The organism is Pseudomonas sp. Root401, from assembly GCF_001425105.1.
Taxonomy (GTDB): domain Bacteria; phylum Pseudomonadota; class Gammaproteobacteria; order Pseudomonadales; family Pseudomonadaceae; genus Aquipseudomonas; species Aquipseudomonas brassicacearum.
In genome coordinates, this window is record NZ_LMDO01000011.1 from 25,076 (window position 1) to 38,303 (window position 13,228).

Annotated in this window: 9 protein-coding genes; 4 read left to right on the forward strand and 5 right to left on the reverse strand. The window is 62.0% G+C overall.

All coding sequences use genetic code 11. From position 1 onward, the window contains the following. The first annotated feature begins 178 nt into the window (after nt 1–178). From ASC85_RS09490 to ASC85_RS09500, 3 genes are all read left to right on the forward strand, one after another. Nucleotides 179–2,071: a methyl-accepting chemotaxis protein gene (locus ASC85_RS09490; protein ID WP_201785293.1), complete on the forward strand. Its 1,893-nt coding sequence runs from the start codon at nt 179–181 to the stop codon at nt 2,069–2,071. A gap of 187 nt (nt 2,072–2,258) precedes the next feature. Beyond that, nucleotides 2,259–2,531, forward strand: a complete 273-nt coding sequence (locus ASC85_RS09495) for a type II toxin-antitoxin system Phd/YefM family antitoxin (protein ID WP_057449134.1) — start codon at nt 2,259–2,261, stop codon at nt 2,529–2,531. Further along, nucleotides 2,528–2,860, forward strand: a complete 333-nt coding sequence (locus ASC85_RS09500; RefSeq protein ID WP_057449135.1) for a type II toxin-antitoxin system RelE/ParE family toxin — start codon at nt 2,528–2,530, stop codon at nt 2,858–2,860. Before ASC85_RS09495 ends, ASC85_RS09500 begins: the two co-directional genes overlap by 4 nt. 7 nt (nt 2,861–2,867) lie before the next feature. Here the strand turns inward: ASC85_RS09500 and ASC85_RS09505 are convergent, their stop codons facing one another. From ASC85_RS09505 to ASC85_RS09530, 5 genes are all read right to left on the reverse strand, one after another. Beyond that, on the reverse strand, nt 2,868–3,464 hold the full coding sequence (locus ASC85_RS09505) for a DUF924 family protein (RefSeq protein WP_057449136.1): 597 nt from the start codon (nt 3,462–3,464) through the stop codon (nt 2,868–2,870). Between the two features lie 3 nt (nt 3,465–3,467). Next, entirely contained in the window at nt 3,468–4,478 is a 1,011-nt protein-coding gene (locus ASC85_RS09510) for a class 1 fructose-bisphosphatase (RefSeq protein WP_057449137.1), read from the reverse strand. Between the two features lie 227 nt (nt 4,479–4,705). After that, nucleotides 4,706–6,085: a DUF3999 domain-containing protein gene (locus tag ASC85_RS09515; protein WP_057449138.1), complete on the reverse strand. Its 1,380-nt coding sequence runs from the start codon at nt 6,083–6,085 to the stop codon at nt 4,706–4,708. Beyond that, on the reverse strand, nt 6,082–9,720 hold the full coding sequence (locus ASC85_RS09520) for a DUF2339 domain-containing protein (protein ID WP_057449139.1): 3,639 nt from the start codon (nt 9,718–9,720) through the stop codon (nt 6,082–6,084). Before ASC85_RS09520 ends, ASC85_RS09515 begins: the two co-directional genes overlap by 4 nt. A gap of 294 nt (nt 9,721–10,014) precedes the next feature. Beyond that, nucleotides 10,015–12,465 carry a glycogen/starch/alpha-glucan phosphorylase gene (locus ASC85_RS09530; RefSeq protein WP_057449141.1) on the reverse strand — a complete coding sequence of 817 codons (2,451 nt, stop codon included), beginning with the start codon at nt 12,463–12,465 and terminating at the stop codon, nt 10,015–10,017. Between the two features lie 253 nt (nt 12,466–12,718). Here ASC85_RS09530 and ASC85_RS09535 point away from each other — a divergent pair, with 253 nt between their 5' ends. After that, complete coding sequence (locus ASC85_RS09535) at nt 12,719–13,156, forward strand: YkgJ family cysteine cluster protein (RefSeq protein WP_003196865.1); 438 nt, start codon at nt 12,719–12,721, stop codon at nt 13,154–13,156. Nucleotides 13,157–13,228 lie beyond the last annotated feature (72 nt).

Below are 13,228 nucleotides of genomic sequence, written 5' to 3' on the forward strand. Positions count from 1 at the left end.
CCAGGTGTTTCATCGGTGAAACACTCACTTTGTGACAGCGTCGTGCATTTCGTCGGAATTGAACCGCTACCGGCTGATGGGGCGCTCTGGCACGCCGATAAAAAGAAACAGCGCAAACGAATGCGTTATGGCAAATTGACGGCCCGTCCTGACCCGTCCCTCCGCGGTAGTGTTATTAATGACCAGAAACATGAAATTCAGCCATAAAATCCTGCTGGCTGCCGCCCTCGTGGTGGCCGTTGCATTCGCCTGTTTCATCCTGTTCAACGACTATCGTCAACGCCAGAGCTTGAACGCCAGCACCGAAACCTCCATGCAGGAACTCGGCAGCCTGACCAGCCGTAACATCCAGACGTGGGTCGATGGCCGCATCCAGTTGCTGCAATCGCTGGCCCAGCAGATTGCCGTGGACGGCAGCAGCGCCGACAGCCTCAAGCGCGCCGTGGGCCTGCCGGCCTACACCGGCAATTTCCAGCTCAGTTATTTTGGCGGCACCGACGGCGTGATGTTCTCGGTACCGGCCGGCAATCGCGCCGCCGACTACGACCCGCGCGCCCGTGGCTGGTACAAGGCCGCCAACAGCGCACAGCAAACCATCGTCACCGAACCCTACATCGCCGCCTCGTCGGGCAAGCTGGTGATCACCGTCGCCACTCCGGTGCAGCACCAGAACCAGATGATCGGCGTGGCCGGTGCGGACATCGACCTGTCCAGCGTCAGCGCCATCATCAACTCGCTGAACTTCGGCGGCCACGGCCACGCGTTCATCGTCAGCGCCGACGGCAAGATACTGATCCACCCCGACAGCAAGCGCGTGCTCAAGACCCTGGCCGAGGCCTACCCCAACGGCGCGCCGCAAATCAGCCCGGGCGTGAAAGAAGTCGACCTCGACGGCAAGACCCAATTCATCTCCTTCACCCACGTTAACGGCGTGCCGGGAGCCGACTGGTACGTGGCGCTGGTGCTCGACAAGGACACCGCGCTGGCGATGCTCAGTGAGTTCCGTACGTCGGCGCTGATCGCCATGGCCATCGCCGTGGTCTTCATCATCGCCCTGCTCGGCATGTTGATCCGCGTGCTGATGCAACCGCTGCTGACCATGGGCCGCGCCATGCACGACATCGCCGAAGGCGAAGGCGACCTGACCCGGCGCCTGGTCATCCACGGCCACGACGAATTCGGCGCGCTTGGGACTTCGTTCAACCGCTTTGTCGAGCGCATTCATACCTCGATCCGTGAAGTGGCCTCGGCCACCGGCCAGGTCAACGAAGTCGCGCTGCGCGTGGTCAGCGCGTCCAACTCATCGATGTTCAACTCCGACCAGCAAGCTTCGCGCACCAGCAGCGTGGCCGCGGCCATCAACCAGCTCGGTGCCGCCGCCCAGGAAATCGCCCAGAACGCCGCCCTCGCCTCGCAGCATTCCAGCGATGCGCGCAGCCTGGCTGAAGATGGCCAACAAGTGGTGGATAAAACCATCGCGGCCATGCAGCAGTTGTCGGCCAAGATCAGCGATTCGTGCGGCAACATCGAAACCTTGAACAGCAACACGGTGAACATCGGCCAGATTCTTGAGGTGATCACCAGCATTTCCCAGCAGACCAACCTGCTCGCCCTCAACGCCGCCATTGAAGCGGCCCGTGCCGGTGAAGCCGGACGCGGCTTCGCGGTGGTCGCCGATGAAGTACGCAACCTGGCCCACCGCACCCAGGATTCGGCGCAGCAGGTGCAGAAAATGATCGAAGAACTGCAAGTCGGCGCCCGGGAAGCGGTGCTGACCATGACCGACAGCCAGCGCCAGAGCGAAAGCAGCGTCGGCATCGCCAACCAGGCCGGCGAACGCCTGGGCAGCGTGACCCAGCGTATTGGTGAAATCGACGGCATGAACCAGTCCGTGGCCACCGCCACCGAAGAACAGACCGCCGTGGTGGAGTCGATCAACGTCGACATCACCGAGATCAACACCCTGAACCAGGAAGGCGTGGAAAACCTGCAAGCCACCTTGCGGGCCTGTGCCGACCTTGAACAGCAGGCGGCGCGGTTGAAGCAGTTGGTAGGTAGTTTCCGGATCTAGTGCCTGGAATGACCCCATCGCGAGCAAGCTCGCTCCTACAGTAGATATCTTTGCCACAAAGATCTCTTTGGGAGCGAGCTTGCTCGCGATAGCGGCATCAGCCTCGCAGGAATTATATCAACACAGCCTGACGTAAGACTGAATTAAGACTAAACTCAGTCCATTCACTCTTTCGAGGCCAGCACCCATGAAGCTGTCATCCCAAATCAAACCCATCAGCTATTTGAAGAGCCACACCGCCGAAATCGTCAAGAGCATCACAGAAAGCAGAGAGCCTTTGATCATCACTCAAAACGGTGAAGCCAAGCTCGTGGTTATGGATGTAAAAAGCTTCGAAGAACAAGAAGACACCATGGCGCTGTTAAAGCTATTGGCAATGGGCAACCATGAAATTGAAAACGGTAAATTCAGAGAAATTGAAGATGTCTTCAGTGATCTGGACAAGGCCGATGTCCAATGAGGTTAAAGATTGTCATTCTTCAGTCGGCTGAAACAGATCTTAAAGAGCTTCGCGCCTATCTCATCGAACGGTTTTCTTTCCAGACCTGGCAAAACACTTATGCCAGCCTGAAAACGGCGATCCGTCATTTGGAAACCTTGCCTTATGCGGGATCGATTCCAGAAGAAATCGAAAGACTGAATCTCGGTCAGTACCGTCAGATATTGTCAGGGATGAACCGAATCATTTATGAGGTGCGGGGCCAAACGATTTATATCCATATCATTGCCGATAACCGCAAGAGCTTGCCCACGCTGCTAATGAAGCGATTGCTTCGAAGCAGTCATTGACAACTCACTAGAACCTGGACCCCGGCCTGGTCAAGAATTCCACTTCCTCAGCCGTGGACTCGCGCCCCAACACCGCATTGCGATGGGGAAAGCGCCCAAACCGGGCAATGATCTTCTGATGCCGCTCGGCATAATCGAGGTTGTCTTCAAACACCGCCCGCTGCGCCTCCGGTTGTTCTCGCACCAGGTCGATAAACCGCGATACGGCCTCGTTCTGCACCGCGAGGTTTTCGCAGTGTTCGAGCACGAGGTAGACGAATACGCGTTGGATCGGTTTGAGTTGCCGGTCGAAACCCGCCGCCATGCCCTGGGCCACCAGCGCTTGGGCACGCAGGTCACCGGAGAAGGCCTTGGGGGTGTCGCGAAAGATCATTCGCGGGAGTTGGTCGAGTAGCAGCACCAGGGCCAGCCAACCTTCCGGGCGTTGCGCCCAGTCGGTCAATCCACCGGCCAGTGCCTGCTCGACCCGATCGCCGAAGCGCTCTTGCGCCTGGCGATCATGGCGTTTGCCGAACCATAGCTTGCCTCTGTCAGCCGATATTTCGTCCGGTGTCTTGGCTGAACCAAACCACCAATCGAGCAACGGCTGCCAGGGCTCGGCCATGATTTATTCCTTGTGGTAAGCCGTAACGCGCGCCACTTCTTCCTTCGAGCCGAGGAACACTGCTACGCGCTGGTGCAGGCCGTCGGGCTTGATATCGAGGATGCGCTGGTGGCCGTCGGTGGAAGCGCCGCCGGCCTGTTCCACCAGGAACGACATCGGGTTGGCTTCGTACATCAGGCGCAGCTTGCCCGGCTTGGACGGCTCACGGCTGTCGCGCGGGTACATGAACAGACCGCCACGGGTCAGGATACGGTGCACATCGGCAACCATCGCGGCGACCCAGCGCATGTTGTAGTTCTTTTTCAGCGGGCCTTCTTCGCCCGCCAGCAATTCTTCGACGTAGCGTTTTACCGGGGCTTCCCAGTGACGCTGGTTGGACATGTTGATGGCGAATTCCTGGGTAGTTTCAGGAATGGTGATGTCTTCGTGGGTCAGTACGAAGCTGCCCATCTCGCGGTCCAGGGTGAAGCCCTTGACGCCGTCGCCCAGGGTCAGCACCAGCATGGTCTGAGGGCCGTAGATGGCATAACCGGCGGCGACCTGTTCGGTGCCTGGCTGCAGGAAGGCCTTTTCATTCAAGGCTTCGTTCTGGCTCAGGTGCTCGTTCGGGCAACGCAGTACCGAGAAGATGGTGCCAACTGGTGCGTTGATGTCGATGTTCGACGAACCGTCCAGTGGGTCGAACACCAGCAGGTAGGCACCCTTGGGGTATTTGCCCGGGATCTGGTAGGCATTGTCCATTTCCTCGGACGCCATGCCGGCCAGGTGACCGCCCCATTCGTTGGCTTCGAGCAGGATTTCGTTGGACAGCACGTCGAGCTTCTTCTGCACTTCGCCCTGCACGTTTTCGGTGCCCATGCTGCCCAGGACACCACCCAGCGCGCCTTTGGAGACGGCGTGGCTGATCTCCTTGCATGCACGCGCCACCACTTCGATCAAAAAGCGCAGATCGGCAGGGGTGTTGTTGCTGCGGGTCTGCTCAATCAAATAGCGACTCAAGGTAACGCGGGACATGGACGGCTCCGAAGAATAGGGGGCGGAAAAACCAGCGCAGTTTAGCGCGAGTCGGGACTTAATTCCTCCTATGAGACGGGGAATGGAGGATTGAGTTCATATCCAGGCCTGCCAACCTGCGTAGGAGCTGTCGAGCGAAGCGAGGCTGCGATCTTTTGATCTTGATCTTTCACGCCAAGATTCAATTGCCTGGGACAAGATCGCAGCCTCGCTTCGCTCGACAGCTCCTACGGGGATTTGACGGGCGGCTTGCGCAACAGGCTGAACGCCATCGCCGCAAGGAACAGCACGCTGAGCAGCAGCACCGCCCACAAGCCGATTTTCTTCCAATTGGTATCGACCGTCGCAGGCGTGGTTGCCGTGGCCGCAGCCGGGGTGGACGTGGCCGCGCCGTTCACGGTCGCCGTACCCAGCGTCGCCAGGCGCGACGGTTTGTAATCGGGCACCAGCGTGGTCAAGGGCAAGCTGGCCGCTTTCACTGTCGCGCTGCCCAGGGCCAGGCTGTAGGGCCCTTCGCCGCGCGCCAGAAACACCACCTGGGTCGGACGCACGGCAAAGCGCAGGGCCGGGGCTTCGCTACCCAAGCCGCCGCCACGCTCGTCCACGGTCAATTTCAATTGCTGCACGGTCTGGCCGGACAGTTGCAATTGGTTTTGCAGCACATCCTGGCCGTTCTGGGTCAGGCGATAGAGCAAGCCACTGCCCAGCGGTTGCCACGGATGGCTGCTTTCACGGCGACCGGCCAAGGTCACTGGCGCCAGGCTGTTGGCCTGGCTCAGCTCGACCTGCACCTGCTCGATGTTCAGCCCCATGGGCAACTGCCAGGTGTATTCACCGGCCTTCGTGGTGCTGCCGGCCAATGGCTGCGACCAGGCCAACGGCAACGGCAGGCTTTCGCGGCTGGCGCTTTGCAGTTGGGCCGAGGTCAGGATCGGCGCGGAGGACGGCGAATCCCACAACAATCGCAGGTAACGCGCCGATTGCCCCGGCAAGCTCACTTCATGCTGCTCGACCCGCTCATCGGCAAAGGTCAAGCGCGCCACCTGGCCTTCACCCCACGACTGCCAGTGTTGCAAGTCGTCACTGGCTTCGATGGTGAACCGCTGGAAACCGTCGCGCTCACTGGTCCAGTCGAGGACCAATTGCTGCAACGGCGCCTTGATCGCGCTGGCATCCAGCAACCAGCCACGCAGCTCCTCCTCCCCTGCTTCGAGCCGGCTGGAGGGTTGGACTTCCACCAAGGTGCCGTTGGCATTCGATTGCACCCGCACACTGGGCGCGCGCTCGTTGTCATCTGCGGCGTTGTACAGCGGGAACCACTTCACGTCGGTGAGGGTGCGGTTTTCCCGGCTCTGGGCCGACTCACGCACCAGGGCGTAGGCCTGGGCCTGGCCGGCCGCGTTGAAGACCCGCAGATCGCTCAGGTCGGTCTGCCGTGCCTGCAACTGCACGTCCAGCGGCAATGGGAGCCGATACCACGGCCCTTCACCGCTCAAGACCAATGGCACCTGATGGGCGAAATCCGCCGGTTGCTCCTGGGCCACGGCCGACAATGCCGCCCATAACCCCACCACGCCCAGCCCGATCCGACTCAACTTGCGACTCAAGACGACACTCCCTCACTGACAGGCATAGGCGGCTCATCCTGCGCGACCGTCTCCGGGCGCTTGGGCGGCAGCGGCGCAAAATAGCCCACTACCAGCAGCAACACGCCTACACCGATAAACGAAACAATCCGCGCCAGACCGCCACGGTTACTCAATTCGACAAAGAACAGCTTGGCCACGACCACCGCGATCAACGCCGCGCCGATCAGCCACACTTCACGACGGTGGCGCAAATGCCCACCGATCATCAGGCCCAGGGCAATCAGGGTCCAGACAATGGACAAGCCGGCCTGCACGAACATCGACTCGAGCAGCGCATCCAGTTCGTACGGGACACCCATCCACTGGTGGGCAGTGCGCATCACCAGGGCGGTGAAGAACGCGAACAGCGACACACCGGCGATCAACTGGGCGATGTGCCCGACGCGATTCCAACGGTTCGTCGATTGCGCCACGGCGTTGCGGGCCCACACATAGATACCGAACAAGGCGAACAGCAGGCCCAGCTCCAAGGGATTGAGCAACGGCACATAAGGCAGCGGCTCTGAGTTGCCATCGCTGAAGGTGTTGGTCAGCCAGAACCAACCGAGCATCAACAGCGCCATCGGCGCCGCCGCATAGACACGGTATTCGCGCGGTTGGGCCGATACCGGCCACGGCAAGGTACGCGGCGTGGCCATCAGCACCAGGTAAAGACCTGGCAGGACCGCCCAGGCCAGCCAGCGCCAGGCGTTGTACTGCTCGGACAGCAACAGCAGGCCGTAACGCAACTCCAGCATCAACACCGCCATCAGCAACCAGCAACCGAGCACGTGGGCCGTACTGCGCGCCGAGGCCGGCAGCATCGGCGCCAGGCGCTTGAGAGAGAGGAAATGCACGGCAAATACCGCCAGCCAGGCCAGCCAGCCGAAATTCGCCGCCGGGTGATAGTGGCTGTGCCATGTTGCTACCAGCACACAGCCCGCCGCCGGGATCAACAAGGTGCACAGCAGCCCCAGCGCCGGCCATTTCAACCGCTGCGCCAAGACCGTCCATACCGCCACGCTGATCGCCGCAACCAGCAGCAGCCAGCTGCCTTGCAGGTTCGCCGGGGCAAAGCGCAATACTTCGCTGACCCACGCCAGCGCCCACCAACCGGCGCCCCAGATCAGCAGCAGCTCGGACAGGCGCTGCAAGCCCAAGGCCTCGAGTTCCTGCGCCGCGTGCGCCCGTTGCAGGCGCCATGCGCCCACCAGCGCTGCCAGCCCCAGCACCAGCGGCGTCCAGAAGCCGCTATGGGCCAGCGGTCGCAGATCCTCGGCGTTGAGCGGCCCCAACAGCGCCGGCCCCGCCGTCAGGAACGCCGCGCCGCCCAGCAGTTGCAGCAGCAGGCCGAAGACAAAACTCACGCGCTGTTTCAGGTACAGGCTCAGCCAGATGATCAACAAGCCGCTGGCCGCCCACACACCGCTCGCCGTTTGCCACGGCAGGACGAACAGCACCGCAAGATTGATCAGCACCAGCCCCGCCAGCAACACCACCGACAAGCCGCGCAGCAACCGGACATCGTTGCGCACCATGTCGTCACGTGCCGCCAGCAACATGCCGCCAATCAACGCCAGGCCGATCAGCGAGGCGCTGAGCAAACCGCTCCAGCCAGCGCTGAACACCGCCGTCGAATCCACTTCGGCGCCTTGCAAGCGCAACAGGAACAGCGCGCCGCCAAGCAATTGCACCCCAAATGCGCTGAACAGGAAGCTGCGCGACTGCAGGCGCAGGCCAACAAACAGCGTTGCCAATCCAGCCAGGGCCCAGGTAATGGCGGTGCCGTGGGTGAAGAAGAACAGCGGTGCCAGCAGATAGAGGAAACTCAACCCCAGCACAGCCAGCACCGGCAGGCCTCGGCGCTCCCAATTGGCGCTGTGTCCGGGCTCAGCCTTGTGCAGTTGGTAGAAGGTGAACAGCAAGGCGCCGCCGAGCATCAACGCGCCCAGCGGTGAACCATCGAGCAGGCTGCCGTCGCCGATACGCAATTCGCTGACGAACGCCAGTGCCGAGCCCAACTGCAGCAACAAGGCAAAAGCCCGGGCGAATGGGCGCTGCTGGCGCAGGCCCAGCCAGAAGATCCCCGCGCCTTCCACGGCCCACGCCGCTGCGGTCCAGCGGGCATCGAGCCCCAAGGGGATCGCCAGGCTGGCGAAAATCACCCCCAGGGCAAGGCAGGTTTCCGCCAGCAGCAGGGCGCGGCCGCCCATCAATACCCGCGCCAGCCCCATGTAGATCATGCCCAGGGCCAAGGCGCTGAACGCAGCGGCGAACTCAAAATGCTGCACCAACGCGAACTGCAAGCCGAAGCCCACCAGCGGCGGGCCGAACAGCATGGTGCCGTCCACGTAATCGCCCTTGCGCGCCGACCAGTGCAACAGCGCGGCGCGGCTGGCGTCTTCGGGAGCATCGCGCATTTCCAGCAACTTGCGCCGGGTGAACAGCAAGCCAATCGCCAGGTAGATAAGGAAGAACAGAATCAGGAAAGGCTCGGTACTCCAGAGCAATTCCGGTGTGTAGGAACGCATGCCCCAGGCGAAACCGATGCCGAAGGTGCCGACAAAGCCGATCAGGTTGAGCAGGCGCCAGGCCTTGAACCAGGCAATCGCGAGGATGCCGGCGTTGAGCAGGATGAAATAGCTGAACAGCGCGACGTGGTTGCCGCTGCCGGTGGAGGTCAGGATCGGCGCGGCAAACCCACCCAGCGCCGCAGCCGCCGCCAGGCCCAGGGCGTTCTGGGTAATCGCCAGGATTGCCGAGAACACCGTCACCGCGACCAGCAAGCCCAGGGCCGCCTTGGAGTCGAGCAACGGATGCAAGCGCATGGCCGCGAACACCGTCAGGTACAGCACCGCGATCCCTGTTCCCTGGAGCATCAGCGCATAGCTGCTGTTGCGTTGGCGCAACCACCAGCCCAGGCCCAACAGGCCCAACGCGCTGGCCGCGACGCCGGCGTAACGCAATTCGATCGGCACCACCATGCCTTCGGTGGCGTAGCGCAGCAAAAACGCCAGGCCGAGGAACAACAGCACCACACCGACCCGCAGCACCGTGTTGCCGCCGAACAGCCAGTTGCGCGCGCCAATCAGGGCGCGGTCGAACAGATTCGGGCCACGGGGGGCCGCGGGTTTCGAAACCCTCGGTTCCAAGGGCATCGGCTCCAGGGGCAGTGGCGCGAAGTCGCGGTCGGCACGCCGGCTGGAAGTGGTTGGCGCGGGCTTCCAAACGTCATCGGGCAACGGTTGGCTGGCTTGGGTGGCCATCGTGGAAACGGGATCGAGATCTGGCGGCAACTCCCAGACGAGCTCTGGCTCGGTGCCCGCTTCGGGCTTCGCGGCCTGGGGTACGACAACCTCGGGCGCTGGCGCCGGCTCACTCGATGCGGCAACGGCCCCGCGCTCGAACACTGCCAGGCGTGCCTCCAACGTGAGCAAGCTCTGCTGGGCCTCTTGCAACAAGATCTGTTGCTTGGCCGCCTGGATACCCAGGCGCCCCAATCGAAACGCCTGGGCGATGCCAAGCCCCACCAAGGCGCCTATCAGCGCATCGGCGAACGACTCGTCCACCACCCAGCCGAGTGCCAGGCCCAACAGCGTCAAGATCCATTGCATGGTCGATATCCCTAAGCGGCCCGTTGCGGGCGTAACCGGGGTGATGCGGTGCCTGGATCAGTCTAGTGGAAACCCCCAAACCCTGTGGGAGCGAGCTGTGTGGGAGCAAAGCTTGCTCGCGATCCAGGCGCTGCGGTCCTCAAGAGACCGCGGCGTTTTCATCGCGGGCAAGCCTTGCTCCTTGGCATTTCCAGTGCTGAGCCCGGCCACACCCCAGCCCGGCGAAACTGGCGCCTAGTATATCGACGAAGCCCAATCGCCGTTGGGCTTCGCTCACATTTCTTACAGCAAATGCTACTCCAGGGCTTTCCAGATGTCGGTGGCATATTCGCGGATGGTCCGGTCCGAAGAGAACCAGCCCATGCGCGCGGTGTTGAGCACCGCCGAACGCCACCATTGCTTGGAGTCGTGCCAACGCTCTTCGACCTTGGCCTGGGCGTTCCAGTACGAGTCGAAGTCGGCGCAGACCAGGAAGCGGTCGTAGTCCACCAACGAGTCCACAAGCCCGGCGTAGCGCATCGGATCATCCGGCGAGAACACCCCGCCACGAATCGCCTGCAGCACATCATTGAGCCGATGGGACGCGGCGATGTCCGGCGCGGCGCTGAACTCACCGTTTTGCTTGCGGGCCTCCACCTGCTCGGCGGTCAGGCCGAAGATGAACATGTGCTCACCGCCGACGCGCTCATGCATCTCCACGTTGGCGCCGTCCATGGTGCCGATGGTCAGCGCGCCGTTGAGGCCGAACTTCATGTTGCTGGTGCCCGACGCCTCGAAACCGGCCGTGGATATCTGCTCCGACAGGTCCGCCGCCGGGATGATGCTTTCGGCCAGGCTGACGTTGTAGTTGGGCAGGAACACCACTTTGAGCAAGCCACGCACGGTCGGGTCGTTGTTCACCACCCGGGCGATGTCGTTGGTCAGCTTGATGATGAGCTTGGCCTGGTGATAACTGGCGGCGGCCTTGCCGGCGAAGATCTTCACCCGCGGCACCCAGTCCACTTCCGGCTCGGCGCGGATCGCCTGGTACAGCGCCACGGTGTGCATCAGGTTGAGCAACTGGCGCTTGTACTCGTGGATTCGCTTGACCTGCACGTCGAACATCGCCGCCGGGTTCACGGCAATCCCCAGCCGCTCGTGGATCAGGTAAGCCAGGGCTTTCTTGCTGTGCAGGCGCTGCTCGGCGAACTGCTTGCGAAACGCCGGCTTGTCGGCAAACGGTTCCAGTTCGATCAGGCGCTCCTCAGGGTTGTCGAGCACGCTCGGGCCGAGGGCATCGACCATCATCGAGGTCAATTCGGCGTTGGCCTGGAACAACCAGCGGCGGAAGGTGATGCCGTTGGTCTTGTTGTTGATCCGATCCGGATAGAGCTTGTGCAGCTCGGAAAACACCGTGCTGCGCATCAACTGGGTATGCAACCCGGACACGCCGTTGACGCTGTGGGAACCGAGGAACGCCAGGTTGCCCATACGCACCCGGCGACCGTTGTCCTCTTCGATCAGCGAAACCGAGCGCAGCACATCGAAATCGTGCACGCCCTTGGCCCGCAGTGAATCGATGTGCTGGGCGTTGATCAGGTAGATGATCTGCATGTGCCGGGGCAACATGCGCTCCATCAGCCCCACCGGCCAGGTCTCCAGGGCTTCGGGCAGCAACGTGTGGTTGGTGTAGGACAGTGTGTCCTGGGTGATCTGCCAGGCCGCGTCCCAAGCCACGTCGTAGACGTCCACCAGTTGGCGCATCAGCTCGGCCACGGCAATGGACGGGTGAGTGTCGTTGAGCTGGATCGCGGCGTGGTCGCCCAGGGTCAGCACCGAGGTGTGCATGTTGCGATGACGGCGCAGCAGGTCTTGCAGCGAGGCGGCCACGAAGAAGTATTCCTGGCGCAGACGCAGTTCCTGGCCAGCCTCGGTGCTGTCGGCCGGGTACAGCACGCGGGAAATACTTTCGGCCCGGGCCACTTCGGCTACCGCACCCAAGTGGTCGCCAGCGTTGAAGCGTTCCAGGTGCAGGTCTTCCACGGCTCGGGCGCGCCACAGGCGCAGGGTATTGACGCTGGCACCGCGCCAGCCCACCACTGGCGTGTCATAGGCAATCGCCCGCACGGTTTCGGCCGGGGACCAGACTTGGCGGGTCTTGCCGGCGTCGTCGGTCACGGTTTCGACGCTGCCACCAAAGCCGATCGGATACACCACTTCCGGCCGCTCGAACTCCCAAGGGTTGCCGAAATCCAGCCAGTGTTCGGTCTGCTCCTGCTGCCAGCCGTCAACGATGGCCTGGCGGAACAGGCCGTGTTCATAACGGATGCCGTAGCCGTGGCCGGCGATGCCCAGGGTCGACATGCTTTCCATGAAGCACGCGGCCAAGCGGCCAAGACCGCCGTTGCCCAGCGCCGCATCCGGCTCGAGCAGACGAATGCGTTCCAGGTCCACGCCCAGCTCGGTCAGCGCCTCGCGCGCCGTGTCCAGCAGGCCGAGGTTGCTCAGACTGTCGTAGAGCAAGCGACCGATGAGGAATTCCAGGGAGAGGTAATAGACGCGCTTCTGGCCCTTGCGGTAGATCTGTCGCGTGTGATCCATCCAGTGTTCGACCATGTGGTCGCGGGCGGCGAGGGCGATGGCTTCGAACCAATCGTGATCAAACGCATGATCCGGGTCCTTGCCGACGGCATAAGTGAGTTTGGTCAACACGGCGTCGCGAAATGCGGCAACTTCAGCTTCGCGAACAAGTGGTTCTTGAGTCATTGATAAGACCTCGAACGAGCATGGAATTGTCTGAGCCTAGACGGTCTGACAGACGGTACAGGCTCTTGGTTCGGTGGATTTCCCCGTGTGTCGGAGAATCGCCGCCATGGAATTGCCGGATGGTCGAATGAATGCAGGGGCCGTGCCGATCCGGGCGGGTTTGGCCGGGATGAAAAAAAACTGGCGGATGGTCGTTCAAAATTTCACCAGTCCCGGTATGATCGCGCGCCCTGATGCATGCTGGTAAACCGTGATGATGAAGCCCAACCTGATCGCCGCCGCGGAGATCGATCGACTCGATACCTGGGCCAAGTACTCCGCCCCGATGTGCGGTTCCTGTGTGTCGAGCTGCTGCACGCTGCCGGTGGAGGTCAAGATCAAGGACCTGATCCGCATCGGCATCGTCGATGAGTTCGAACTGGGCGACCCGCCGAAGAACATCGCCAAGCGCCTGCAAAAGGAAGGGATCGTCGAGCGCTACAACCAGAAGTCCGAGATATTCACGCTCCAGCGCATGAGCAACAACGATTGCCTTTATCTGGACCGCAAGAGCCGGTTGTGCACCATTTACGAGAAACGCCCGGACACCTGCCGCAACCATCCGCGGGTCGGGCCACGGCCGGGGTATTGTGCCTACAAGCCCAAGGAAGTGGAGCGCGAGCGTAATCCGCGGACGCTGGACAAATTTTGATCGACTGATGGTTCAGCTGTGTCTGAACCACCGTTATCGCGAGCAAGCTCGCTCCCACACGAAGTCTGTATC

What these genes read in the sequence shown, in the direction of transcription:
- ASC85_RS09490 (WP_201785293.1), top strand. Translation starts at nt 179, where the DNA reads ATGACCAGAAACATGAAATTCAGCCATAAAATCCTGCTGGCTGCCGCC.
- ASC85_RS09495 (WP_057449134.1), top strand. Translation starts at nt 2,259, where the DNA reads ATGAAGCTGTCATCCCAAATCAAACCCATCAGCTATTTGAAGAGCCAC.
- ASC85_RS09500 (WP_057449135.1), top strand. Translation starts at nt 2,528, where the DNA reads ATGAGGTTAAAGATTGTCATTCTTCAGTCGGCTGAAACAGATCTTAAA.
- ASC85_RS09505 (WP_057449136.1), bottom strand. Translation starts at nt 3,464, where the DNA reads ATGGCCGAGCCCTGGCAGCCGTTGCTCGATTGGTGGTTTGGTTCAGCC.
- ASC85_RS09510 (WP_057449137.1), bottom strand. Translation starts at nt 4,478, where the DNA reads ATGTCCCGCGTTACCTTGAGTCGCTATTTGATTGAGCAGACCCGCAGC.
- ASC85_RS09520 (WP_057449139.1), bottom strand. Translation starts at nt 9,720, where the DNA reads ATGCAATGGATCTTGACGCTGTTGGGCCTGGCACTCGGCTGGGTGGTG.
- ASC85_RS09530 (WP_057449141.1), bottom strand. Translation starts at nt 12,465, where the DNA reads ATGACTCAAGAACCACTTGTTCGCGAAGCTGAAGTTGCCGCATTTCGC.
- ASC85_RS09535 (WP_003196865.1), top strand. Translation starts at nt 12,719, where the DNA reads ATGATGAAGCCCAACCTGATCGCCGCCGCGGAGATCGATCGACTCGAT.